The sequence below is a fragment of the Novosphingobium lentum NBRC 107847 genome (genome assembly GCF_001590965.1).
Classification (GTDB): Bacteria; Pseudomonadota; Alphaproteobacteria; order Sphingomonadales; family Sphingomonadaceae; genus Novosphingobium; species Novosphingobium lentum.
The window spans coordinates 39,072-63,364 of record NZ_BCTW01000004.1; the positions used below are offsets into that span (position 1 = coordinate 39,072).

At 67.1% G+C, this 24,293-nt stretch carries 19 protein-coding genes and 1 tRNA gene; all 20 read left to right on the forward strand.

All coding sequences use genetic code 11. The features are described from left to right. The first annotated feature begins 4 nt into the window (after nucleotides 1-4). The 20 genes from NL2_RS04225 (at nucleotide 5) to obgE (ending at nucleotide 24,282) form a co-directional block, all read left to right on the forward strand. Nucleotides 5-1,726: a peptidoglycan D,D-transpeptidase FtsI family protein gene (locus NL2_RS04225; RefSeq protein WP_068072541.1), complete on the forward strand. Its 1,722-nt coding sequence runs from the start codon at nucleotides 5-7 to the stop codon at nucleotides 1,724-1,726. After that, nucleotides 1,723-3,237, forward strand: a complete 1,515-nt coding sequence (locus NL2_RS04230; RefSeq protein ID WP_068072041.1) for a UDP-N-acetylmuramoyl-L-alanyl-D-glutamate--2,6-diaminopimelate ligase — start codon at nucleotides 1,723-1,725, stop codon at nucleotides 3,235-3,237. The genes NL2_RS04225 and NL2_RS04230 overlap by 4 nt, the downstream gene beginning before the upstream one ends. Next, nucleotides 3,234-4,703, forward strand: a complete 1,470-nt coding sequence (locus NL2_RS04235; RefSeq protein ID WP_068072042.1) for a UDP-N-acetylmuramoyl-tripeptide--D-alanyl-D-alanine ligase — start codon at nucleotides 3,234-3,236, stop codon at nucleotides 4,701-4,703. Before NL2_RS04230 ends, NL2_RS04235 begins: the two co-directional genes overlap by 4 nt. Continuing rightward, nucleotides 4,704-5,768: a phospho-N-acetylmuramoyl-pentapeptide-transferase gene (mraY, locus tag NL2_RS04240; RefSeq protein WP_068072044.1), complete on the forward strand. Its 1,065-nt coding sequence runs from the start codon at nucleotides 4,704-4,706 to the stop codon at nucleotides 5,766-5,768. 7 nt (nucleotides 5,769-5,775) lie between these two features. Beyond that, nucleotides 5,776-7,092: a UDP-N-acetylmuramoyl-L-alanine--D-glutamate ligase gene (murD, locus tag NL2_RS04245; protein ID WP_068072046.1), complete on the forward strand. Its 1,317-nt coding sequence runs from the start codon at nucleotides 5,776-5,778 to the stop codon at nucleotides 7,090-7,092. After that, on the forward strand, nucleotides 7,089-8,318 hold the full coding sequence (locus tag NL2_RS04250) for an FtsW/RodA/SpoVE family cell cycle protein (protein WP_084355856.1): 1,230 nt from the start codon (nucleotides 7,089-7,091) through the stop codon (nucleotides 8,316-8,318). Before murD ends, NL2_RS04250 begins: the two co-directional genes overlap by 4 nt. Continuing rightward, nucleotides 8,315-9,511: an undecaprenyldiphospho-muramoylpentapeptide beta-N-acetylglucosaminyltransferase gene (gene murG, locus NL2_RS04255; protein ID WP_068072047.1), complete on the forward strand. Its 1,197-nt coding sequence runs from the start codon at nucleotides 8,315-8,317 to the stop codon at nucleotides 9,509-9,511. Before NL2_RS04250 ends, murG begins: the two co-directional genes overlap by 4 nt. Nucleotides 9,512-9,578: 67 nt before the next feature. Next, on the forward strand, nucleotides 9,579-10,994 hold the full coding sequence (gene murC / locus NL2_RS04260) for a UDP-N-acetylmuramate--L-alanine ligase (RefSeq protein ID WP_068072048.1): 1,416 nt from the start codon (nucleotides 9,579-9,581) through the stop codon (nucleotides 10,992-10,994). After that, nucleotides 10,994-11,902: a UDP-N-acetylmuramate dehydrogenase gene (murB, locus tag NL2_RS04265; protein WP_068072049.1), complete on the forward strand. Its 909-nt coding sequence runs from the start codon at nucleotides 10,994-10,996 to the stop codon at nucleotides 11,900-11,902. The genes murC and murB overlap by 1 nt, the downstream gene beginning before the upstream one ends. Beyond that, nucleotides 11,899-12,852, forward strand: coding sequence for a D-alanine--D-alanine ligase (locus tag NL2_RS04270; protein ID WP_068072051.1), 954 nt, complete (start codon nucleotides 11,899-11,901; stop codon nucleotides 12,850-12,852). The genes murB and NL2_RS04270 overlap by 4 nt, the downstream gene beginning before the upstream one ends. Next, nucleotides 12,852-13,802 carry a cell division protein FtsQ/DivIB gene (locus tag NL2_RS04275; protein ID WP_068072053.1) on the forward strand — a complete coding sequence of 317 codons (951 nt, stop codon included), beginning with the start codon at nucleotides 12,852-12,854 and terminating at the stop codon, nucleotides 13,800-13,802. The genes NL2_RS04270 and NL2_RS04275 overlap by 1 nt, the downstream gene beginning before the upstream one ends. A gap of 6 nt (nucleotides 13,803-13,808) precedes the next feature. Then, nucleotides 13,809-15,092, forward strand: a complete 1,284-nt coding sequence (gene ftsA / locus NL2_RS04280) for a cell division protein FtsA (protein WP_068072057.1) — start codon at nucleotides 13,809-13,811, stop codon at nucleotides 15,090-15,092. Nucleotides 15,093-15,291: 199 nt separating this feature from the next. Next, nucleotides 15,292-16,797 (forward strand): cell division protein FtsZ, encoded by a 1,506-nt coding sequence (gene ftsZ / locus NL2_RS04285; RefSeq protein WP_068072547.1) that lies wholly within the window; start codon nucleotides 15,292-15,294, stop codon nucleotides 16,795-16,797. Nucleotides 16,798-16,926: 129 nt separating this feature from the next. Further along, a complete protein-coding gene (locus tag NL2_RS04290; protein ID WP_169799461.1) occupies nucleotides 16,927-19,590 on the forward strand; it encodes an SPOR domain-containing protein in 2,664 nt (887 codons plus the stop codon). Nucleotides 19,591-19,763: 173 nt separating this feature from the next. Further along, complete coding sequence (locus NL2_RS04295) at nucleotides 19,764-20,267, forward strand: type III secretion system chaperone family protein (RefSeq protein WP_068072061.1); 504 nt, start codon at nucleotides 19,764-19,766, stop codon at nucleotides 20,265-20,267. Nucleotides 20,268-20,273: 6 nt separating this feature from the next. Continuing rightward, nucleotides 20,274-21,095: a pyrroline-5-carboxylate reductase gene (gene proC, locus NL2_RS04300; protein WP_068072063.1), complete on the forward strand. Its 822-nt coding sequence runs from the start codon at nucleotides 20,274-20,276 to the stop codon at nucleotides 21,093-21,095. Between the two features lie 143 nt (nucleotides 21,096-21,238). Next, complete coding sequence (locus NL2_RS04305) at nucleotides 21,239-21,991, forward strand: Bax inhibitor-1/YccA family protein (RefSeq protein WP_068072065.1); 753 nt, start codon at nucleotides 21,239-21,241, stop codon at nucleotides 21,989-21,991. Between the two features lie 165 nt (nucleotides 21,992-22,156). Further along, complete coding sequence (locus NL2_RS04310; RefSeq protein ID WP_068072068.1) at nucleotides 22,157-22,885, forward strand: hypothetical protein; 729 nt, start codon at nucleotides 22,157-22,159, stop codon at nucleotides 22,883-22,885. Nucleotides 22,886-23,008: 123 nt separating this feature from the next. Further along, a tRNA-Ala gene (locus NL2_RS04315) sits at nucleotides 23,009-23,084 on the forward strand. A 139-nt stretch (nucleotides 23,085-23,223) separates the two neighbouring features. Further along, a complete protein-coding gene (gene obgE, locus NL2_RS04320; protein WP_068072070.1) occupies nucleotides 23,224-24,282 on the forward strand; it encodes a GTPase ObgE in 1,059 nt (352 codons plus the stop codon). The last annotated feature ends 11 nt before the right edge of the window (nucleotides 24,283-24,293 follow it).

A 24,293-nucleotide genomic window follows, 5' to 3' on the forward strand; every position in this document is an offset into this window, starting at 1 on the left:
CGCGATGACCGCCCAGGCCGCTATCGCATCGGGTCGCGTGGAACTGGCGAACGAACGCCAGCGTTCGCTGGTCACCGCCAAAGTGCGCGTGCTGGTGGTGGTGGCGCTGTTCATGTTCGCCACGCTGGCCGCGCTGCTGCGGATCGCGCAGCTCGGCCTGTTCGAGCCCGCGCCCGACGCGCGCAGCATGGCCGAGGCGCTGCTGCCGCCGCGCGGTGACATTGTCGATCGCAACGGATCGCCGCTGGCCCGCGCCATTCCCGCGTATGCGCTGTGGTACAATCCCAAGGCGTTCGGCGCGGAAGGTGGCAGCCCGCTGGTCAAGACGCCCGAGGAAATCGCGACTGCGCTGATGCAGATTTTTCCGGACGGCGATTACAACGATTTCCTGCGCCGCCTGAAGTCCGACCGGCCAAGCTACTTGCGCCGCCGCATGCTGCCCGAGGACGCCAACCGCATCTTCGCGCTGGGCGAGCCGGCGCTGGAATTCCCGCGCGAAAGCCAGCGGTTCTACCCGCAAGGGTCGCTCGCCGCGCACGTGCTGGGGTTCGTCGATGAAACCGGCCACGGCCATGTCGGCATGGAACAGGTGCTCGACCAGCGGCTGAACGATCCCGCGCTGCGCGGGATGCCCACGGCGCTGGCCATCGACATGCGCGTGCAGGGCGCGCTCGAAGACGAGCTTGGGCGCGGCATGACCGACAGCAACGCCAAAGGCGCGGCCGGGATCGTGCTCGATGTCGATACCGGCGAAGTCGTCGCGCTGGCATCGCTGCCCTCGTTCAACCCCAACCGCAGCGATCTGGCTTACAACGATCTGGTGTTCAACCGCGTCACCAACCAGGTTTACGAACTGGGATCGGTGGTCAAGCCGATCACCATCGCGTCTGCCATCGACGCCGGCGTCGTCACCGACCTGTCGGTGCGCTATCCTTCGGGGCGCCCGCTGCAGATCGGGGGCTATCAAATCCATGACAGCCACAGCTTCGGCGCGTCGCTCAATGTGCCCGAGGCGCTGATCCATTCGTCCAACATCGTCACCGCGCAAGTGGCCGACAAGCTGGGCGGCCCGGCATTGCGGGCCACGATGATGCAACTGGGCTTCAACGAACGGCCGTTCATCGAACTGCCGGCGCGCGGCTTTCCGATCTGGCCGCGCGGCGACTGGGCGCGGATCACCACGATGACGGTCAGCTATGGCCACGGCGTGGCGTTGACCCCGCTCCACCTCGCTGCGGCCTATGCCGCGATGGTCAACGGCGGCGTGTGGCGCCCGGCCACGCTGATGAAGGTCGAGCCGGGTCACGCGGCGGCCGGACGGCGCGTGTTCAAAGCATCGACCAGCGCGCGGATGCGCCAGTTGCTGCGCATGATCGTGGCCGACGGCACCGGCCGCAAGGCCAATGCGCCGGGCTTCCGCGTGGGCGGCAAGACCGGATCGGCAGAAAAGCCGGGTGCACACGGTTATCAGAAGACCAACCTCATCGCGACATTCGCCGCCGCCTTTCCGATGGACAAGCCGCGTTATGTGGTGATCGCCATGCTCGATGAGCCGCAAGGCACGCAGGCGACGTCGGGCCAGCGCACCGCCGCGTGGAACGCCGCGCCGGTGGTGGGCCGGGTCGTGCCGCGCATCGGCCCGCTGCTGGGCATCAATCCCGACAGCACGCGCGACATCGACATTTCCGATCTCTCGCCGCTGGTCGGCAACGGAGAGGGCGAATGAAACTGGGTCGGCTGGCGCAGGACGCAGGCCTTTCCGTCACCGCCAACGCCGACGAGATCGTCACCGGTTTCGCCATCGATCACCGCAAGGTAGCCCCGGGCACGGTGTTCGGCGCATTTCGCGGCACCCGCTTCAATGGCGAGGACTATATTTCCGCCGCCATCGCCGCTGGTGCGATCGCGATCGTCGCGGCGCCCGACGCGGTCGTTGCGGGGGCCGAGCATATCGCCGACGTGGAACCGCGCCGCGCGTTTGCCCTGCTGGCCGCGCGGTTCTTCACCCCCGTGCCGCAGACCATCGTCGCAGTCACCGGCACCAACGGCAAGACCTCGACCGCCGAGATGACCCGCCAGATTTGGCGGATGGGCGGGCACCCCGCCGCCTCGATCGGCACGCTGGGCGTGACCACCGCCGATGAATCGATCTCGACCGGCCTGACCACGCCCGACATCGTCACGTTCCTGTCCAACATGACCGGGCTGGCACGCGAGGGCGTGACCCACGTCGCGTATGAGGCGTCGAGCCATGGCCTGTCGCAGTACCGCAACGAAGGGCTGCGCGTGGTGGCGGGCGCGTTCACCAACCTCAGCCGCGATCATCTCGATTACCACGCGACGATGGACGATTACTTTGCGGCCAAGATGCGGCTGTTCGACGAAGTCGTGGCCGATGACGGCACGGCGGTGGTCTGGGCGGACGATGCCTGGTCGGAACGCGCTTGCGAGCATGTTCGCAAACGGGGGTTGCGGCTGCTCACGGTGGGCGAGCAGGGGACGGGGGTCCGTCTGCTCGCCCGTACCCCCACGCAGCTTGGCCAGACGCTGGAGATCGAGCACGACGGCACCACGCGCAAGATCGCGCTGCCGTTGATCGGGGGCTACCAGGCCGCCAACGCGCTGGTCTCGGCCGGTCTGGTGCTGGCGAGCGGCGGCGATGCGGGGCAGGTGTTCGATGCGCTGGCGCGGCTCCAGCCGGTGCGCGGGCGGCTCGAGCGGGCGGCGATCAACCGCGCCGGTGCACCAGTCTATGTCGATTATGCGCATACTCCCGATGCGATCGAGGCGGCGATTGCCGCGCTGCGCCCGCATGTGAAAGGCCGGCTGATCACCGTGTTCGGCGCCGGCGGCGATCGCGACGAAGGCAAGCGGCCCGAGATGGGGCGCAGCGCGGCGGCGGGATCGGATCGCGTGATCGTGACCGACGACAACCCGCGCGGCGAGGATGCTGCCGCCATCCGCCGTGCTGTGCTGGCGGGCTGTCCCGGCGCGACCGAGATCGGCGACCGCCGCTCTGCCATTGCCGCCGCCATCGCGGATGCGGGTCGCGATGACATCGTGCTCATCGCCGGCAAAGGCCACGAACAGGGCCAGATCGTTGGCGCGGGCGATGCCATGCGCGTGCTGCCGTTCGACGACGTTCAGGTCGCGCGCGAAGCAGCTGCGGCAGACGACCGGCCGGGGCAGGATACACTTGCGCGAGGGGACGCAACGCAGAAGGAAACTCGCCGATGAATGCCCACCCCGCGCTGTTGCAGTGGCCCGTCGATGCGTCCGATGTTCGTGGATTGGCGTTGTGGACGTCCGCCGAAATCGCCGAGGCGACCTGCGGTGTCGCGTCCGCTGCGTTCGAGGTTTCGGGCGTCGAGATCGATTCCCGCGACGTGATCGAGGGCGACCTGTTCTTCGCGCTCAAGGGCGAAGCATCGGATGGGCACCGTTTCCTCGACGCCGCCTTTGCCAAGGGTGCACAGGCCGCCGTGGTGGATCGCCCGATCGCGCAGCCGCACGTGCTGGTGGCCGACACGTTTGTCGCGCTGGAGGCACTGGCCCGCGCATCGCGTGCGCGCACCGAAGCTGCGATCATCGGCGTGACCGGATCGGCGGGCAAGACCGGGGTCAAGGAAGCCCTGTTCGCCGCGCTCGATCGTGGCAGCCGGGGGCGCGCGCATCGCTCGGTCAAAAGCTACAACAACCACGTGGGCGTTCCGCTCAGCCTGGCGCGGATGCCCGCGCGCAGCCGGTTCGGCGTGTTCGAGATGGGCATGAACCATCCCGGCGAACTTTCGGCGTTGACCCGGCTGGTGCGGCCCAACGTCGCGCTCGTCACCACGATCGCGCCTGCCCACATCGGCTTCTTCTCCGGCGAGGAAGACATCGCCGACGCCAAGGGCGAGATTTTCGAGGGGCTGGAGCCCGACGGTGTCGCGATCATTCCTGCCGACAGCCCCCATTACGCCAGGCTCAGAGCCAAGGCCGAACGCCATGCCGGCGCGGTCATCGGCTTTGGCCTGGCGGCCCATGCGCAAGTCCGCTTGCTCGATGCGGTGCCCGCGCCGGGCGGCGGCACGCTGGTGACGGCCGATCTGGGTGACCGGCGGGTGTGCTACACCATTGCCATGCCGGGCGCCCACTGGGTGGTCAATTCGCTGGCGGTGATGGCGGCCGTGCGCGCGGTCGGCGGCGATCTGGGCGCGGCAGGTCTGGCCCTGGCCGAGATGGAAGGGCTTGCCGGACGCGGTGCGCGCCACCGTATCGCGGCCAGCGGCGGCGACGGTTCGGGCCAGGCGCTGTTGATCGATGAAAGCTACAACGCCAACCCCGCCTCGATGCGCGCAACGATCCTGCAACTGGGCGCGACGCCCGCGCGGCGGCGGATCGCCGTGCTGGGTGCGATGAAGGAACTGGGCGAGGCGGAAGCGCGCTATCATGCCGAACTGGCGGAACCGTTGCGCACCGCCAAGGTCGATCGCGTGATCCTGGTCGGGACCGAAATGGCCGCGCTTGCTGAAGCCTTGGGGAAAAACGACGCGCAAACGCTTGCCGCGCGAATCGATGTGGCGCATGTGGCAACGACCGCCGAGGCCGCAGAATGCCTCGCCGGAAAAAGCGCCGAGGGCGGCGATGCCGTCCTTGTAAAAGGGTCGAATTCTGTCGGGCTGGGCGCCTTGGTGCGGGCCTTGACGGGCAGGGAAAACTGAATGCTCTATCTGTTGGCGCACTGGCTGCATTTCGAGGGATTCAGCAACCTCATCAGATACCAGACTTTCCGTGCCGGAACGACGCTGATCACCGCGCTGTTCATCGGCTTGCTGATCGGGCCGCGCTTCATCAACATGCTGCGCGTGCGCCAGGGCAAGGGCCAGCCGATCCGTGAGGACGGCCCGCAGACGCATCTCGCCAAGCGCGGCACGCCGACGATGGGCGGGCTGATGATCGTCACGGCGTTGACGCTGTCGCTGTTGCTGTGGATGGATCTCAATAGCCGTTATGTCTGGGCGTGCCTGGCGGTCACCATCGGGTTCGGTCTGATCGGCTTCCTCGACGATTTCGATAAAGTCCGCAAAGCCAGCCATCGCGGTGTTTCGGGCCGGGCGCGACTGGTGGGCGAATTCATCGTCGCCGGAATCGCGGCGTGGCTGGTGGTGGGCGAAACCAACCTCTACGTCCCGTTCTTCAGCAACCTCTACATCCCCCTCGGGCCCTTTTATTACCTGTTCGCCGCGTTCGTGATCGTGGGTGCCGGCAACGCAGTGAACCTGACCGACGGGCTCGACGGGCTGGCGATCATGCCGGTGATCATCGCCTCGGGCACGTTCGCGATCATCGCCTATCTGGCGGGCCGCGCGGATTACGCCCACTACCTCGGCATCCCGCATGTGCCCGGCGTGGGCGAACTGGCGATCTTCTGCGGCGCGGTGATGGGCGCGGGGCTGGCGTTCCTGTGGTTCAACGCGCCGCCGGCTGCGGTGTTCATGGGTGACACCGGCAGCCTTGCACTGGGCGGGGCGCTGGGCGTGATCGCGGTCGCCGCGCACCACGAGATTGTACTGGCCATCGTCGGTGGCCTGTTCGTGCTCGAAGCCGCCTCGGTCATCATCCAGGTGTTCGTTTACAAGCGCACCGGCAAGCGCGTGTTCCGCATGGCGCCGATCCACCATCACTTCGAGCAGCTCGGCTGGAAGGAGTCGACCGTCGTGATCCGGTTCTGGATCGTGTCGATCGTGCTGGCGCTGGCCGGCCTCGCCACGCTGAAGGTGCGATGACCGTCCGATGATCGTCTCCTCCGCCTTTGCCGGAAAGCGCTTTGCAGTGCTCGGCCTTGCGCGGTCGGGGCTGGCGAGCGTGGAGACGCTGCTGGCCAGCGGCGCGATGGTCACCGCGTGGGACAACCGCGAGGAAGCGCGCGAACTGGTCGCCGGGCGCGCTGAGATCGGCGATCCGGTGTCGATAGACCTCGCCGGGTTCGACGGCGTGGTCGTGTCACCCGGCGTGCCGCTGAACCGCCACCCGATCGCGTCAGCCGCGCGCGAGGCCGGGGTGCCGCTGATCGGCGACATCGAGCTGTTCGCCATGGCCCGCCCCAGCCTGCCGCCGCACCGCGTGGTCGCGATCACCGGCACCAACGGCAAGTCGACCACTACCGCGCTGGTCCACCACTTGTGCCGCAGCGCGGCCTTGCCTTGCCGCATGGGTGGCAACATCGGCTTGCCGGTTCTGGGCCAGGACCCACTGGCGGCGGGCGGCGTCTACGTGCTCGAACTGTCGAGCTACCAGATCGACCTGACGCTCAACCTTGCGGCAGACATCGCGGCGCTGATCAACCTCAGCCCCGATCACCTTGATCGCTACGACGGGTTCGAAGGCTATGTCGCGTCCAAGGCTCGCCTGTTCGCCATGCAGCATGCCGGGCAGCAGGCGGTGTTCGGGCGCGGCGATCGCGATACGCTGAAGATCGCGAGCGAGGTCATGGCGGCGCGCGATCCAGGCACGGTCCATGTCGTCGATCCCGATACGCTGACGGGGCAGGCCGGCTGGCCATCGCTGCAAGGCCCGCACAATCTCCAGAATGCCGCCATCGCGGTCGAGATCGCAACGTTGCTGGGGCTGCGCGAAGCGCAATGGCGCCCGGCGCTGGCCAGCTTCAAGGGGTTGGCACATCGCATGGAACGCGTGGCCGAATACCACGGGGTACTGTTCATCAATGACAGCAAGGCGACCAACCCGGCATCGACCGCGCCCGCTCTGGCGGCGTTCCCGCGCGTCCACTGGATCGTCGGCGGCTTGCCCAAGGGCGATCGGCTCGACGAGTGCGCACCCTATTTCGATCACGTTGTCGCCGCTTACACCATCGGTGAGGCCGGACCGCGCTTTGCCGAACTGCTCGAACAGCAGATGCCCGTGCAACGCAGCGAGATGATGTGCGATGCGGTGCGCCAGGCGATGGTCGCGGCGCAACCGGGCGATGTCGTGATGCTGTCGCCGGCTTGCGCCAGCTTCGACCAGTTCCGTGATTTCGAAGCGCGCGGCGATTCCTTCCGCCAGATCGTCGAGGCGCTGATAGCCGAGCAACGAGGGCCGCGCGCATGAACACCACGCCCACCCGCCTTGTCACCACCACCACCCGCGATGGAGGCGTGCGCGTGGTCGGCGCCGGTTCGCGCTATCGCCGCAGCCGGCGCAGCGAACTGCTGATCTGGTGGCGCGAGATCGATCGCGTGCTGCTGGCGCTGATCCTGACGCTGGTCGCGATCGGCGTGGTCGCGGTCGCCGCGTCTTCGCCGGCCAGCGCGCATCGCCTATCGACTTCAACCAAGCAGCTTTCCGATCTCTACTTTTTCTGGCTCCACTTGCGCTGGCTGACGGTGGGGCTGGTGGCGATGTTCATCGCCTCGCTGCTGCCCAAGGAGGCGGCACGGCGCCTCGCGATCCTGCTGTGCGCGGCGATGATCGTGGCGCTGCTGCTGGTCCCGGTGATCGGCAGCGAGGTCAAAGGCGCCAAGCGCTGGCTGTGGATCGGCTTCAGCCTGCAGCCGTCCGAATTCCTCAAGCCTGCGTTCTCGATCGCGGTGGCGTGGATCCTGTCGTGGCGGGTTCGCGATCCCAACCTGCCGGTGATGTCGCTGTCGCTGGTACTGCTCGGTCTCACCGGGTGCCTGCTGATGCTCCAGCCCGATTTCGGATCGACCATGCTGTTCTGCGGGGTGTGGTTCGTGCTGGTGCTGCTGTCGGGCCTGTCGATCACGCGCGTGCTGTGGGCGATCGGCGGCGCGGTCGCGGTGGTGATTGCGGCGTACCTGTTCTACCCGAACGCCACGCATCGTATCGACAACTTCCTGTCGGGCGGGTCCGAGTTCGACCAGGTTGATCTGGCCATGCGCACGCTGCTGGCGGGCGGGTGGAACGGCGCGGGCCTGTGGCTCGGCAGCCGCAAGATGGCGCTGCCCGAGGCGCACACCGACTACATCTTCTCGGTCATCGGCGAGGAATTCGGGCTGGTGGTCTGCGCGATCGTGGTGATGGTCTACTGCGCCATCGCGGTGCGGGTGCTGCTGCGTCTGGTGGACGAGGATGACCTGTTCACGATCCTGGCCGCCGCCGGCCTGACCGCGCAACTGGTGGGGCAGGCGTTCATCAACATCCTGGTCAACCTGCAGCTGTTTCCGTCCAAGGGCATGACGCTGCCGCTGATCAGCTACGGCGGGTCATCGACCATCGCGCTCCTGCTCGGGGTGGGCTTCCTGCTCGCGATCACGCGGCGCAATCCCTATCTTTCGCGCGAATCCCTGTCGTTTCCGGAGCTGACGCGCAAATGAGTGCCGTATCACGCCACTATGTCCTCGCCGCCGGTGGTACGGGCGGGCACTTGCTGCCCGCTTTCGCGCTGGCGCAGGAACTCGAACGTCGCGGCCATCACGTTGCGCTGGTGACAGATGAGCGCGGTGCCAAGATCCCGGGCAAGCCGGCCTCGCTGCCCGCGCACGTCCTGCCTGCCGGGCGGCTCGGTCGCGGCGTGTTCAAGGGCGGGCCGCTGTCGTGGCTGCGCGCCGGACGCGCGATCTTTCGGGGCCGTGCGATGGCGTTGCGGCTGTTCGAAAGCTTCGAGCCGTCGGCCGTCGTCGGCTTTGGCGGCTATCCGGCCCTGCCGGCCTTGCTCGCCGCCACGTCTGCCAAAATCCCGACCGTGATCCACGAGCAGAACGCGGTGCTCGGCCGGGTCAACCGCTTGCTGGCCAAGCGTGTCGATGCGATCGCCACGTCGTACCATGCGGTGGACCGCCTCGATCCCAAGCTGTGGAGCAAAGTCCGCCTCGTCGGCAATCCGGTGCGTCCCGAAGTGCTCGAACTGCGCGGGCAGCCATTCCCCGAATTCACCGAAGACGGGCTGTTCCGCGTGCTCGTCACGGGCGGCAGCCAAGGCGCGTCGATCCTCGCGGATGTCGTTCCCGATGGCCTTGCGATGCTGCCGCCGTCGTTACGCCACCGGTTGCAGGTGACCCAGCAATGCCGGCCCGAAGATATCGAAGCGGTGCGCGCGCGTTATGCCGGGCACCAGATCCCGGCAGAACTCGGCACCTATTTCGAGGATATGGCCGGGCGCCTGGCTGAATCGCACTTGTTCGTCGGCCGCGCCGGTGCCTCGACGATTGCCGAACTGACCGCTGTGGGCCGCCCCGCGATCCTCGTCCCCCTGCCGATCGCGACGGACGATCATCAGGCGGCCAACACGCGCGAAATCGTTGCAGCGGGCGGCGCGCGCGCGATCCGCCAGACGGGGTTCACCGCCAAGGAACTGGCCAAGCAGATCCAGGCGATGGCGCTGCATCCCGCCAGTCTCTCGATCGCCGCGCATGCCGCGTGGAATTGCGGGCTGCCCAACGCCGTGTCCGATCTGGCGGATCTGGTGGAAAGTTTCGGTGCGGAGCCGATCATGGACGTGATCCGTGTCACCGGGAATGCCGAATCTCTGTCCGGTCAGGAAGCGCTGGCGCTGGAAGGTGCCGAATGAAGGAGGTCCTCCGACAAGCTCAGGATAAGCGGACGTCGACGCCCTTCATGACCGGGAAGGCCCGGCCATGAAGGGCGTCGGCACCGACATCGGGACGATCCACTTCGTCGGCATCGGCGGCATCGGCATGTCGGGCATCGCCGAAGTGATGCACAACATGGGCTATTCGGTGCAAGGGTCGGACATCGCCGAAGGCTATGTCGTCGAAGGTCTGCGCAAGCGTGGCATTGCGGTGATGATCGGCCACCGCGCCGAAAACGTCGGTACGGCGGCAGTCGTCGTCACCTCGACGGCGGTGAAGCGCGACAATCCCGAAGTCGCCGCCGCGCTCGAACAGCGCATTCCCGTGGTGCGCCGCGCCGAGATGCTCGCCGAACTGATGCGGCTGAAGCGCACAGTCGCGGTTGCCGGCACGCACGGCAAGACCACCACGACCTCGATGATCGCGGCCTTGCTCGATGCCGGCGGGATCGATCCGACGGTGATCAACGGCGGCATCATCAATTCCTACGGCTCAAACGCCCGGCTGGGTGACAGCGACTGGATGGTCGTCGAGGCGGACGAGAGCGACGGCAGTTTCCTGCGGCTCGACGGCACGATCGCGGTGGTCACCAACATCGATCCCGAACATCTCGATCACTACGGCAGTTTCGACCGGGTGAAGGAGTGCTTCGTCGAATTCATCGAGAATGTGCCGTTCTATGGCGCGGCGATGCTGTGCATCGACCATCCCGAAGTCCAGGGCATCATCCCCAAAGTGCGCGACCGGCGCGTGGTGACCTACGGCTTTTCCGCGCAAGCCGATGTGCGCGGAGAGAACGTGACGCCCGTTCCCGGCGGCAACCGCTTCGACGTGGTGTTGCGCCAGCGCGATGGCTCGCAGCGGCGGATCGACGGGATCGAACTGCCCATGCCGGGCAAGCACAACGTCCAGAACGCGCTGGCCGCCGTGGCGGTCGCGGCGGAAATGGGCTGCGATGACAATGTGATCCAGTCCGGCTTTGCCAAGTTCGGCGGGGTCAAGCGCCGCTTCACCAAAGTCGGCGAAGTTGGGGGTGCGTCGATCATCGATGATTACGGCCACCACCCGGTCGAGATCCGCGCGGTGCTCGCCGCCGCGCGCGAGGGCGTGCAGAACCGGGTGATCGCGGTGGTCCAGCCGCACCGCTACACGCGGCTGCGCGATCACATGGAAGATTTCCAGGCCGCGTTCAACGATGCCGACGTGGTCTATGTCGCGCCGGTCTATGCTGCCGGCGAACAGCCGATCGAAGGCGTTGATTCCGCCGCGTTGGTCGATGGCGTGAAAGCGCGCGGGCACCGGTCGGCACACCTGATCGCGAGCGCCGATGCGCTGGCGGGAGAGCTTGCGGGCATGATCCAGCCCGGCGACATGATCGTGTGCCTGGGCGCGGGCGACATCACCAAGTGGGCTGCTGGCCTTGCCGACGCCATCGCCCGGCAGGGGGGCAAGGCTGCGTGATGGCCGATACACTGCCTCCCGAGACGATGCCGACTGTGCGCGGCAAGCTGACGCCCAACGCACCGCTTGCGCCGCTGGTGTGGTTCAAGGCGGGCGGCGCAGCGCAGTGGCTGTTCGAGCCGAAGGATGTGGCGGATCTGCAGGATTTTCTGCGCGATCTCGATCCCGCGATTCCCGTGATGGCGCTGGGGCTGGGGTCCAACCTGATCGTGCGCGACTGCGGGGTTCCGGGCGTGGTGGTGCGACTGGGCAAGGCGTTTGCCGATGTTGCGAAAGTGGATGACGTGACGCTGGCATGTGGCGGCGGTGCTTCGGGAATTCTGGTTTCATCCACCGCCCGCGACGCCGGGATTGCCGGTGTGGAATTCCTGCGCTCGATCCCCGGCACGGTCGGAGGCTTCGCGCGCATGAACGGCGGCGCGTATGGCTGCGAGGTCAAGGACGTGATGGTCGATTGCGGCGTGGTGCTGCGAAACGGGGACCGCGTGACGCTGCCGGCGGCCGAATTGAACTACACCTATCGGCACTCAACATTACCCGAAGGCGCGATCGTGGTCGCTGCGCGGTTCCGGGGACGACCCGGCGAGCCCACCGCGATCCAGGCCGAGATGGATCGCATCGCCGCCGCGCGCGAAGCCTCGCAACCGTTGCGCAGCAAGACCGGTGGATCGACGTTCAAGAACCCGGATGGCCACAAGGCGTGGCAGCTGGTCGATGACGCCGGGTGTCGCGGGCTGACGATCGGTGGCGCGCAAGTGAGCGAGAAGCACACCAACTTCCTGATCAACACCGGCACCGCCACCAGCGCCGATATCGAAAACCTTGGCGACGAAGTCCGGCGTCGGGTGCGCGAAAAGTCCGGCGTCGAGCTGGAATGGGAAATTCAGAGAGTAGGCCGAAAGTCGTGACGCTCCCCAAACTCCATGTCGCCGTCCTGATGGGCGGGTGGTCGAGCGAACGCGCGGTCTCGCTGATGAGCGGCAATGGCGTGGCCGATGCGCTGGAGGCGCGCGGGCACACGGTCACGCGCATCGACATGGACCGCGATGTCGCCGCGCGCTTGGCCGAAGCCAAGCCCGACGTGGTGTTCAACGCGCTGCACGGCACGCCCGGCGAAGACGGCACGGTGCAGGGCATGATGGACCTGATGGGCCTGACCTACACCCATTCCGGCCTCGCCACCTCGGTCATCGCGATCGACAAGGAACTGACCAAGCACGCGCTGGTGCCGCACGGTATCCCGATGCCCGGCGGGCGCATCGTCGACTGTGCCGAACTGTACGAACGCGATCCGCTGGCGCGGCCGTATGTGCTGAAGCCGGTCAACGAAGGATCGTCGGTGGGCGTCGCCATCGTCACCGCCGAGGGCAACTACGGCAACCCGATCAGCCGCGATGCGCGCGGGCCGTGGCAGGAATTCGACCGGTTGCTGGCCGAACCGTTCATCCGCGGGCGCGAGCTGACCACGGCGGTGATCGCCGATCGGGCACTGATGGTCACCGAGCTGAAGCCCAAGTCGGGCTTCTACGATTTCGACGCCAAGTATACCGACGGGATGACCGAGCACGTCTGCCCCGCCGAAATCCCTGACCACATCGCCGAACTGTGCAAGGACTATGCGTTGCGCTCGCACCGCATCCTGGGGTGCAAGGGCACCAGCCGGGCGGACTTCCGCTGGGACGACGAGCAGGGGGCCGAAGGTCTGTTTCTGCTCGAGGTCAACACCCAGCCGGGGATGACGCCGCTGAGCCTAGTGCCCGAACAGGCGCGCCACGTCGGCATGGATTACGGCGATCTGGTCGAGGCGATCATCGCCGACGCGCTCGCCATGAAGCAGCAAGCCGGGGGGCACAACTGATGGCGCAAACGATCCGGCGCGGCGGCAAGGGCGTGCGGCGCGCTGCCGCCGCCAAGGGCACCCAGCGCAAGGTTGCGGTCGCGCGCAAGCGCACCGGCAGCGTTATGGACACGGTGATGCGGTGGATGCCGTTCAGCGAGGAAACGCTGCATCGCATTGTGCTGTCCGTCATTCTGGGCGGAGCGGTGGTGCTGGCGTGGCTGGTGGCCAGCTTTGCCGGCGTTCCGGCGATGGCGCAGCAGCAGCTGGCAGTCGTCGCGGGCGAGGCCGGGTTCAAGGTCAAGCGCGTGGAAGTGCGCGGCGTCAACCGCATGAACGAGCTGAAGATCTATGAAAAGGTGCTGGGCCAGCGCGATCAGGCCATGCCCGAAGTCGATGTGGCGGGATTGCGCGACACGTTGACCCAGCTGTCATGGGTGAAGGACGCGCGCGTTTCGCGGCAACTGCCCGATACACTGGTGGTCGATGTGGTCGAACGCGTGCCCCACGCGGTGCTCAAGAAGGCCGACAAGTTGGTGCTGATCGACGAGACCGGCCAGGAACTAGAGACCGTCTCGTCGGCCAAGGCGCGTGGCCTGTTGCAGATGTCGGGCGCGGGCGCAGGGCAGAAGACGGCGGAACTCGGCCACCTGCTCGATGCGGCACCAGCGCTGAAGCCACAGGTCGCCGAAGCCGAATGGGTCGGCAACCGTCGCTGGAACATCACGTTCAAGACCGGGCAGGTGCTCGCGCTGCCCGAAGGCGCGGACCAGTCGGCGGGCGCGCTGCTCAGCTTCGCGCGGATGGATGGGGTCAACCGGCTGCTGGGCGGCAAGGTCGCCACGATCGACATGCGCGCGCCGGATCGGATCTATCTGCGGGTGCCCGGCCGGGCGGATGAAGCCGCCAGCGAAGATCGCGCCAAGGCGTCGGCCAAGGTCGCGGCAAAGTCCGCCGCGAAGAAGGACTGAACATCGATGGCCGCGCCCCGCATCACCAAGGTCTTTGCCGCCGTCAACATCGGATCGTTCCGTGTTTCGGCGATGATCGCCGGCTTGTCCGAAACCGGCGAGATGGTCGTGCTCGGGTCCGGGCATCGCGCCGCGCAGGGCATCAAGCGCGGCTATGTTACCGACATGCAGGCGGCGACCCATGCGGTGCGCGATGCGATCGAACGCGCCGAGAAGATGGCCAACACCGGGGTCAGCCGGGTGTGGATCGGCTGTTCCGGAGCAGGGCTGGCCAGCTCGACCGCCCGCGTCGAGGTCGATATCGGCGGCCGCCGGATCGAACAGGACGATATCGAGCACCTGCTCGTCGCGGGTCGCGAAGTGATCCAGCCCGATGGCCGCATGGTGCTGCATGCGCAGCCCGCGCACTACACGCTCGACGGCGCGCACGGCGTGCCCAATCCCCGGGGCCTGCATGCCGAGCGGCTTGCGGTCGACATCCACGTGATGCTGGCCGATGGCGCGCCGATCCGCAACATCAGCGAGGCGGTGCAGAACGCGCACCTCGAGGTCGAGGCGATCGTCGGTTCGCCGGTGGCGGCCGGACACGCATGCCTGACACCCGAAGAACGCGAACTGGGCGTCGCGCTGGTCGAATTCGGCGCCGAGGTGACCACGGTATCGGTCTATGCCAACGGCATGTTGCTGGGGATGAGCGTGATCCCGTTCGGGTCGAGCGACGTCACCGATGCCATCGCGTCGGCGTTCGGCATTCGCCGCCACCAGGCCGAACGGCTCAAATGCATGTCGGGATCGGCCATCGCCAGCCCCGCCGATCACCGCGAGATGATCCCGGTCAACGCGCCGGGCGACGCCGAAGGCACCGGGCCGACCGCGCGCCATGCCGATGACAAGAACCGCATCCCGCGCGCCGAGCTGATTTCGGTGATCACCCAGCAGCTCGCGCATTTCTCCGACGAAGTAGCCCGCGCCCTCAAAACGATGGGCTTTTCCGGGCAGCGCGGACAGCAAGTGGTGCTGACTGGCGGCGGGGCGCAGCTGCCAGGGCTGGCAGACTACGCCCAGGGCGCGCTCGGGCGACCGGTGCGGATCGGCGGGCCGCCGACGATGATCGGGCTGCCGCAAGGCCACGCCACGCCCAGCTCGTCGACGCTGGTGGGCTTGCTGCTGTACGCGGCGGCGGACCCGGTCGACATCCGCAAGATCGGCCCCGCCTACCAGCCAACGATGCGATATTCGGGGTTGGGCCTGGTCAACCGGGTTTATCGCGCGGTGCGCGAATACTTCTGATGGTACGTAGAAACCCGGCAGACCGAGTTGCGGATCGGGCTCGAACTTCGCGAAGCACGGTCGGAAATTCGCGATTGTGGGCCGTTTGGCGGCTTCAGCCTGTGGAAAAGGTTAATTTGGCTTTGATTCGACGAATCGTTGTGTGCCACAAGCCGGTATATTCGTAATTTATACCCTCGCACCCCGCTTGGAGATCGACATGAGCATCAACATCGGACCGCCGGCCATCGACGAGCTTCGGCCGCGGATCACCGTGATCGGGGTCGGCGGCGCTGGCGGCAACGCCATCGCCAACATGATCAATGCCAAAGTCGAGGGCGTCGACTTCGTCGTGGTCAACACCGACGCGCAGGCGCTGAACAATTCCATCGCCGAACATCGCATCCAGCTGGGCCCCGACATCACGCAGGGCCTTGGCGCTGGCGCCCGTCCCGAAGTGGGTCGCGCCGCTGCCGAGGAAACGCTCGATGACCTCGAGCGTGCGCTCGACGGCGTGCACATGTGCTTCATCGCTGCGGGCATGGGCGGCGGCACCGGCACCGGCGCTGCACCGGTGATCGCCAAGGCCGCGCGCGAAAAGGGCGTGCTGACCGTGGGCGTGGTGACCAAGCCGTTCCTGTTCGAAGGCACGCGTCGCATGCGCGCCGCAGAATCGGGCATTGAGGAACTGCAGAAGCATGTCGATACGCTGATCGTCATCCCCAACCAGAACCTGTTCCTGGTCGCCAAGGCGGAAACCACCTTCAAGGAAGCGTTCCAGCTGGCCGACGAAGTGCTGCAGCAGGGCGTCCGCTCGATCACCGACCTGATGGTCATGCCCGGCCTGATCAACCTCGACTTCGCCGACGTGCGCTCGGTCATGGGCGAGATGGGCAAGGCGATGATGGGCACCGGCGAAGGCCACGGTGAAAACCGCGCGCTGGAAGCCGCCGAACGCGCGATCGCCAACCCGCTGCTCGATGGTGTCTCGATGCAGGGCGCCAAGGGCGTGATCATCTCGATCATCGGCGGCGACGACATGAAGCTGCTCGAGGTCGACGAAGCCGCCAACCACATTCGCGAACTGGTCGATCCCAACGCCAACATCATCTGGGGTTCGGCGTTCAATCCCAACCTCGACGGCAAGATCCGCGTGTCGGTGGTCGCCACCGGCATCGAACAGAACGCCGAAATGGCCGAACAGGCGGCGCGTCCGATGACCTTCGCCGGTTCGTCGCGCGGTCCCGCGTTCCCGAGCGTTACGCCCGCACGCGCTGCCGAACCCGCGCCCGTTGCTGCCGAGGCGGCAAAAAGCGAACCGGCTGCTGCCCCGGCCCCCGCTGCTGCCCCGGCGGTCGCTACGCCCGTTGCCGAGGCTTCCAGCCAGGCCACGCATGACGCTGACGATGCCCTCGATCTCACGTTCGAGCTCGACGAAACGCACACCGCTGCGCCGCCGGTTGCGGCGGAAGCGGCGGTCGAGGCCGCTGCGCCCCACGGTTCTGCGGCGCCCGTCGAAGCCGAACCGACGGCTACGCCGCGTTTCGGCCGCAGTTCCGAACGCCCGGCGCCACGCGTGACCACCGGTGGTGGCGGCAGCACCCTGTTCGAGCGTATGGCCAACCTGTCGCGCGGCAACAGCGGCGCGGCAGCTGATGACGAAGACGGCGACGAAGGTGGGGCGCTGAACATTCCGCGCTTCCTCGGGCGCCAGAACAACCAGTAAAGCAGGACCGGCAGCCAGCCTGCCGCCTTGCCGGAGTCCGATAGCACAAGTGGCCCCGGTGCGCGTTTTTTCGCACCGGGGCCACTTGTTGCCTGTGATTAATGGTGGTGGCGCTATATGCGCGGCACGATGAACTTCACTTCCATGTTCGCGGGCGGTCGACCGGCCGGGTTTTCGCGTGGAGCGACGGGCGCGTTGTGTGCCGTCAGCGCGCTGGCGCTGTTCGCATCCGCGCCGCCTGTCTCGGCCCGACCTGCGCCGCAGGAAGACGATGTCGATGAACCGGCCACCGCGTCGCGCCCCATGGTGCAGTCGACCAGCGGATCGGGCAGTGCAGAGCTCAACGCCGCGCTGGGCCGGCTGTCGCGCGATCCGCGCAACGCCGATGCGCTGATGGCGGCAGGCAACGCCGCGCTGCGGCTGGGCGACAACGAGGCCGCGCTCGGCTTCTTTTCGCGCGCCGATGAAGTTTCGCCGGGCAACGGCCGGGTCAAGGCGCAGATCGGCAGCGCGATGGTCCAGAACGACGATCCCTACGATGCGATCCGCTATTTCGATGCCGCCGAAAAGGCGGGCGTGGACGTGGCCTCGGTCGCTGCCGATCGTGGGCTGGCGTATGATCTGGTCGGCGATCCCGGCACCGCCCAGCGCTGGTATCAGGTGGCGCTGAGCCGCGCGCCCAGCGACACGGTGACCCGCCGCTATGCGCTGAGCCTGGCGATTGCCGGCGACAAGCGCGCCGCCGATACTGTGCTGAGCCCGCTGGTGCAGAAGCAGGATCGCCCGGCCTGGCGCACTCGGGCGTTCATCATGGCGATCACCGGCAACCAGGATGAAGCGGTGTCGATCGCCCACGCGACTATGCCGCCCGATCTCGCCACCGCGATTTCGCCCTACTTGCGCTACATGCCGCGCCTGACCGCGGCACAGCAGGCAGCAGCGGCCAATTTCGGCCGGTTTCCCCGAGCCGCCGACATCGGTCGCGACGATCCGCGCGCCGCGCAATATGCCGCCGCCTCACCGCGCAACGGGCGCGGGGCGGATGCCGGCCTGATCCCGGTCGGCGAACCGCTGGGCGCATCCTCGCGCGATCGCGGGCGCGACGATGAGAAAACCAGCCGCGCCAAGCGGCGCCGGCCCGGCAGCGAGGATGTGCCCGTCGTCCGCAGCGCGTCGGCCGAACTGCCGCCGGTGGATTCAAGCCAGCCTCCGGTGCGCGTGGCATCGGTCACGCCGTACCAGCCGATCATTCCGTCGCGGCTCGACCTTCCGCCCGCGGCAGGCCCGTCGCGCGGCCTGCCGATCCGCGGGCAAAGCGGACTGGCGCCGGTACCCCGCACGGCGGCAACCGCTGCCGCAACCGCGTCCGTTCAGGGCGGCGTTGCGACTTTCGCGCCCTCGCGCACAACGGCCGTGCCGGTATCGACGTTGGCGCAAAGTCCCGCTGCAGCCGTCGCGACGCAAGTGGGCGGCGGCAAGGCGCAGGTGGTCAGCAGCAAGCCGGGCGGCACCGCGCCGGTCGTCCATTCGGCCATATCCGGTCCGGCGACGAGCGGACCGGCGCAGACGCCGGTAACCTATTCGGCGCCGCCGGTGACGCGTGTTGTCGCCGCGCCGCCGGTGTCTGCAGGCATGACCGGGCCAATCGGCACGTCGGCAGCCACCGTGGCGCCGACCATTGCGACCCGTGCGCCGGTCCGGCTCGCGGTTGCATCGCCCGTTCCCGCACCAGGCTTCAGCAGCATCGGTTCGTCAGGCCAGCGCCCTGCCACGACCGTGCCCGCACCAGCGGTGGCAGCGTCGCGTACCGCTTCCGTTGCGCCAGCCCCGACCTCGCCGCCGGCCTCGCAAGGTATCGGGGCAACCGGCGCGACATCGACGTTCGATCTCGCCCGACTGGCGTCCACGCCAGCACCTTCGCCCGCCGGGTCATCAGCCGCGCTCGCGCCAGCACCAGTCGCAGCGGCGCCGGTTGCTGCGACGCCGTTCGCTTCAACGCCGGTCGCTGCGGCGCTGGTCAAGCCAACGTTGACGCAGCCGACGGCATCGGCACCGGCAATGTCCGCGCCCGCAGCTTCGGCGTCACCATCCGTTGCATCGTCCTCCGGCGCGACGGTTACCAGCGGCCTCGTACCATCGCCTCCGCCATCGGCAACCAGCGCGGTCGCCGCCAACGCACCTGCAAGCGGGGCAGCGACGGGCACCGTGACCTCGGCTGCTCTCGCCACCCCGGCTGCGGCGGATTTCAGCTCGGCGTTCGGCGATTTCAAACCACCGGCGGAGGAGCAGTCTGCGCGGGTCGCTGCGGTCGACATCACGCGGATCAAGCCCGTCCGGCCCAAGCCACCCGAACCGAAGATCGCTCCTGATGCGGTTGGCGATGCGAATGGGGGCGACGCCAGGGGTAAGGACGCCAAGGGCAAGAACGCCAAGGCTGCCCGGGGCGATCGTCCCGAGGGTCCCACCGAAGTATCGCGCGGCGCGGCGGGCAAGGGCGGCAAGGCCGCGCTGCCCAGCCATCCGAGCCGGATCTGGGTGCAGGTATCGACCGGCGCGAACCGCGAGGCGATGGACGGCGAATGGCGGCGGCTGGCGCGGCAGGCGCCCGAAGCGTTTCGCGGGCACCATGCGTTCGTGACCGCGTGGCGGCAGAACTTCCGCCTGCTGACCGGGCCGTTCGAAAGCGACGCCGAAGCTCAGGACTTCCTCAACCTGTTGACGCGCGCCAAGTTGGGCGGGTTCATGTGGACCAGCCCGGCCGGCCAGGCGATCGATTCTCTGGCGGCGAAGTAGACGGGAGGTGCGGTTTACCATGCTCACCCCTCCGAAACGGTTCTTGTCCACAGGTTGTGAACAGGCTTGTCATGTTTTGCCCAAGCCTGCGTTAACCGCCGATTGTCGCCGCCCCCCATGCCCGCCCATGGACCATCACGAGCGGAACAGTTGCCGTGTTTAGAGGATGGACCATGCAGACGGGCCACGACGACGGTGAACGCGACGATGCCGCACCCGTCGACATGATCGCTTCCTTGTTCGAAGCGCGTGGCTGGCCATGCGAATTCGTGTCCGAGGATGAAGTGCTGGGGGAAGTCCAGGGCAGCTGGGCCAACTATCAGTTGCGGTGCATCTGGCGCGAGGAGGACCACGTGCTGCAGATCCTCTGCCTGCCCGATATCCGCGTTCCGGACGACAAGCGCACGGCGGTCCATGAGGTGATGGCGCTGATCAACGAACAGGTCTGGCTCGGCCATTTCGACATCTGGTCGAACGGCGGGGTGCTGCTGTATCGCCATGGCCTGATGCTGGGCGACGAGGGACTGCTCAGCCTGACCCAGGCACAAGGCGCGATCGAGGCGGCGGTGGATGAATGCGATCGGTTCTACCCCGCGTTCCAGTTCATCCTGTGGGGCGACAAATCGCCTGCCGACGCGCTGGCGAGCGCGCTCGTCGATGCCGCCGGCGAAGCCTGACCACCGATGGCGGACCGTTCGATCCTGCTGATCGGCTGTGGCAACATGGGCGGTGCGATGCTGGCGGGGTGGCTCGCCGGCGGTTTCGATCCGGCGCAGTTCACCGTTGTCGACCCGCTGCTCGAAGCGGCTCCGGCGGGCGTGCGCCTGCTTCGCGAGCTTCCGGATGCCGGTTCAAACGGGCAGGGCGGGTTCGACGTCGTGCTGCTGGGCTTCAAGCCCCAGCAGTTGCCGGGTGCGGCCGCCGCCATCGCCGCCCACATCGGGCCGCAATCGCTTCTGCTGTCGATTCTTGCCGGGGTTGATCTGGGCACATTGCGCAAGCATTTCGGCCAGGCCGGCGCGATCGTGCGGGTCATGCCCAACCTTTCCGCAGCGCTGGGCAAATCGCCGATCGCGCTGGTGGGCGACACGGATCGCACGGCGCAAGCCGAAGTCGATCGGCTGATGGCCCCGCTCGGTTCGGCAGAATGGCTGGCAGACGAAGCCCAGATGGATCTGGTCACCGCGCTTGCGGGATCGGGTCCGGCGTTCGTGTACCGTTTCATCGATGCGCTGGCGGAAGGCGCGACCGCGCTTGGCCTGCCGCGCGAACAGGCGGACAGGCTCGCTTTGGCGATGGTCGAAGGCGCGGCGGCGCTGGCCGCCGCTTCGCCGCATGCGCCGGGTGAACTCGCACGGCGCGTCGCCAGCCCCGGCGGGGTGACGCAAGTGGGTCTGGATGTGCTCGATGCCGACCGCCGGCTCGCCCGCCTGCTGGAAGACACCTTGCGCGGCGCGCGCGATCGCAGCGCCGAGATGACCGAGCAGGCCCGCACCGGCGGCTGAACCGCCCCGGGCCCGCCCCGGGGACAACCTGCGACAAACCGCGACAATCGGCTTTGTCCGGTTTCGCTTGAAACCCGCCCCCGGTGCGCCGATATTGCAGGGGACTGGTCCGATCCCGGACTGGATGCGGAGTTTGGATTACCATGGCAAACTGGAACGACCCCCAGCCCACTCGGACGGGCTTTGGCGCGTCCCCGGGCCTTAACGGTGGCTCCATGGGGCAGGCGACGACCGTCGACCAGGGCCTGCGCCGTTACATGCTGTCGATCTACAACTACATGGCTTCGGGCGTGATGCTGTCGGGCGTGGTCGCGATGCTGTTTGCCAACAGCGCGATCGGCCAGCAGATCCTGCTTGGCGGTGGTCCGCTGCGCTGGCTTATCGCGTTGGCGCCGCTGGCGTTCGTCATGGTCATGAGCTTTGGCGCCAACCGGCTGTCCACTGCGGCACTGCAAGCCACGTTCTGGGGCTTCTGCGCGGTCATGGGGCTTTCGCTGTCGACCATCGTGCTGATGTTCACCGGTGGATCGATCGCCGCGACCTTCTTTGCCACATCGGGCGCGTTCGCGGGCCTCAGCCTGGTCGGCTACACCACCAAGCGCGATCTTTCGGGCATGGGCAGCTTCATGATCATGGGGCTGGTTGGCATCCTGATCGCATCGCTGGTCAACGTGTTCCTGCACTCGAGCGGGCTGCAGTGGGGCATCAGCTTCCTCGGCGTGCTGATTTTCGCGGGCCTGATCGCCTACGATACGCAGCGCCTGAAGAGCATGTACTACCAGATCAACGGCAGCGAATTCGTGGGCAAGGCCGTCGTGCTCGGCGCGCTCAGCCTGTACCTGGACTTCATCAACCTGTTCCAGTTCCTGCTGCAGTTCATGGGCGATCGTCGTTAACGCCATCAGGCTTCAAAATACGCTATTGAATTCGATCATTTATCCCGCCCGGTGTGCCATTTGGCGCACCGGGCGTTTTCTTTGTCGATCAACGCGGTTAGGGAGGCGATTCATCGTGGAGCAAGGCGGACGCGGGCATGCCTGCGCGCTTGAGGGAGTTTCGACATGCAGCGGTTTTCGTGGAACAAGGGTGGCAGGTTCGCCGCCGTCTTCGGCACGGCGTTGCTCGCCGCCTGCGCCAAGGCGCCACCGCCTCCCCCACCTCCGCCGCCCCCGCCGATGGTGATTCCCGTCCCGGCCAAGCCGACGCCGCCGTACGGGGCCTCGCTCGGCATCCCGGTTCCGCCGACGGATGCGAACGGGCTGCGCCGCAGCGTGGATCGTAACATCACGCCCGCGCAGATGACATGGAACCTGCGTTCGGCGTTCAACGTTGCCGCGCTCAACTGCAACAACCCCAAGCACGCGGAAATCCTGCCCAACTACAAGGCATTCCTGATTTCGCAGAGCAAGGTGCTGAAATCCACGAACGCCCGGGTCGATGCCGAGTACCGCAAGACGTACGGCGCGAAGTACATTCCGTATCGCGAAGCCTACATGACTTCGGTCTACAACCACTTTGCCCTGCCGCCGACGTTGCCCGCATTCTGCGACGCGGCGCTGATCGTCGGGCGTGAAGCGTTGACGATCAAGCCCGCCGATCTCGATGCGTTCTCGTTCCGCAGCCTGCCGACGATCGAAGTCGTGTTCGACGATTTCTATCGCCAGTACGAACAATACCTGGCCAATCTGGCTGCGTGGCAGGCGCGGTACGGCCCGCCGCCGCCGGCGATCGTGTTCCAGCCGGTCGCCTCCGGGCCGATGGTGCAGGCCGCGCCCGGCCACACGCAGTAACGGAGACGCCCGGGGGCTGGACCGGCCTGCGAATTTAGTTCTTCCAAGCGGCGGTCCGCTTCGCTAAGGGGTCCGCTCTCGCGCGCGGCCCCACGTTGTGGTCGTTCGCGCTCGTACTGGAACGGGGCCGTAGCTCAGATGGGAGAGCGCGTCGTTCGCAATGACGAGGTCAGGGGTTCGATCCCCCTCGGCTCCACCATTCCAGTGCGTTGACCGGCCGGAGCGTTGACTGGCCAGTGCGTTGACTGGATCAGGCAAATGCCCGATCCACGAACGGCACCGGCCCGGCGGACGGCGCGGGGCAAGGCGACGATTTCGCCCAACCACCGGACCCGAACATGCATTTTCTCGACCAGGCCAAAATCTTCATCAAATCGGGCGCGGGTGGCCCCGGCGCGGTCGGCTTCCGGCGCGAGATGTACGTCGAATATGGCGGCCCCGATGGCGGTGACGGCGGCAAGGGCGGCGACATCGTGTTCGAGGCGATCGCCGGACTGAACACGCTGATCGATTTCCGCTACACCCAGCACTTCAAGGCCCGGCGCGGCACCGGCGGCGCGGGCAAGAACCGCACCGGCGCGGGTGGTGAGGATCTGGTCATCAAGGTGCCCGTCGGTACGCAAGTGCTCGACGATGATCGCGAGACGGTGCTCGCCGACATGACCGAGGTGGGCCAGCGCGTGACGCTGCTGCGCGGCGGCGATGGCGGACGCGGCAATGCCAGCTACAAGTCGAGCACCAACCGTGCGCCGCGCCAGTCTGGTCCCGGCTGGCCGGCCCAGGAAATGTATGTGTGGCTGCGGCTCAAGCTGCTCGCCGACGCGGGCCTTGTCGGCCTGCCCAACGCGGGCAAATCCACGTTCATCAACGCGGTGACCAACGCGCAGGCCAAAGTCGGCGATTATCCGTTCACCACGTTGCGCCCCCAGCTGGGCGTGGTGCTGTACAAGCAGCGCGAGTTCGTGGTGGCCGACATTCCGGGTCTGATCGAAGGCGCGGCCGACGGCGCGGGTATCGGCGACCGGTTCCTGGGGCATATCGAGCGGTGTCGCGTGCTGCTGCATCTGGTCGATGCCAACGACGAGGATGTCGCCACCAGCTATCGCATCGTGCGCGACGAACTGGAAAACTATGGCGCGGGATTGACCGACAAGCCGGTGGTGGTTGCGCTCAACAAGATCGACATGCTCGACGATGAACTGATCGCCGTGCTGTGCGCCGAACTGGAAGAAGCCAGCGGCGTTGAGGTCATTCCGGTGTCCGCCGCAGCGGGCACGGGCGTCGACTGGGTGTGCGACAAGCTGCTGGAGGCCATGGGCGAGGGCGTGCCCAAGCCGGGCACTGTAGAAGTCGCATCAAACGATCCCGGCGAGGCCATCGAATGGTCGCCGCTGTAAGCCATCGCCGC

Bases quoted from the DNA above. Each gene is read 5' to 3' on its own strand.
- NL2_RS04225 (WP_068072541.1), top strand. From the start codon at position 5: ATGACCGCCCAGGCCGCTATCGCATCGGGTCGCGTGGAACTGGCGAAC.
- NL2_RS04230 (WP_068072041.1), top strand. From the start codon at position 1,723: ATGAAACTGGGTCGGCTGGCGCAGGACGCAGGCCTTTCCGTCACCGCC.
- NL2_RS04235 (WP_068072042.1), top strand. From the start codon at position 3,234: ATGAATGCCCACCCCGCGCTGTTGCAGTGGCCCGTCGATGCGTCCGAT.
- mraY (WP_068072044.1), top strand. From the start codon at position 4,704: ATGCTCTATCTGTTGGCGCACTGGCTGCATTTCGAGGGATTCAGCAAC.
- murD (WP_068072046.1), top strand. From the start codon at position 5,776: ATGATCGTCTCCTCCGCCTTTGCCGGAAAGCGCTTTGCAGTGCTCGGC.
- NL2_RS04250 (WP_084355856.1), top strand. From the start codon at position 7,089: ATGAACACCACGCCCACCCGCCTTGTCACCACCACCACCCGCGATGGA.
- murG (WP_068072047.1), top strand. From the start codon at position 8,315: ATGAGTGCCGTATCACGCCACTATGTCCTCGCCGCCGGTGGTACGGGC.
- murC (WP_068072048.1), top strand. From the start codon at position 9,579: ATGAAGGGCGTCGGCACCGACATCGGGACGATCCACTTCGTCGGCATC.
- murB (WP_068072049.1), top strand. From the start codon at position 10,994: ATGGCCGATACACTGCCTCCCGAGACGATGCCGACTGTGCGCGGCAAG.
- NL2_RS04275 (WP_068072053.1), top strand. From the start codon at position 12,852: ATGGCGCAAACGATCCGGCGCGGCGGCAAGGGCGTGCGGCGCGCTGCC.
- ftsA (WP_068072057.1), top strand. From the start codon at position 13,809: ATGGCCGCGCCCCGCATCACCAAGGTCTTTGCCGCCGTCAACATCGGA.
- ftsZ (WP_068072547.1), top strand. From the start codon at position 15,292: ATGAGCATCAACATCGGACCGCCGGCCATCGACGAGCTTCGGCCGCGG.
- NL2_RS04290 (WP_169799461.1), top strand. From the start codon at position 16,927: ATGAACTTCACTTCCATGTTCGCGGGCGGTCGACCGGCCGGGTTTTCG.
- NL2_RS04295 (WP_068072061.1), top strand. From the start codon at position 19,764: ATGCAGACGGGCCACGACGACGGTGAACGCGACGATGCCGCACCCGTC.
- proC (WP_068072063.1), top strand. From the start codon at position 20,274: ATGGCGGACCGTTCGATCCTGCTGATCGGCTGTGGCAACATGGGCGGT.
- NL2_RS04305 (WP_068072065.1), top strand. From the start codon at position 21,239: ATGGCAAACTGGAACGACCCCCAGCCCACTCGGACGGGCTTTGGCGCG.
- NL2_RS04310 (WP_068072068.1), top strand. From the start codon at position 22,157: ATGCAGCGGTTTTCGTGGAACAAGGGTGGCAGGTTCGCCGCCGTCTTC.
- obgE (WP_068072070.1), top strand. From the start codon at position 23,224: ATGCATTTTCTCGACCAGGCCAAAATCTTCATCAAATCGGGCGCGGGT.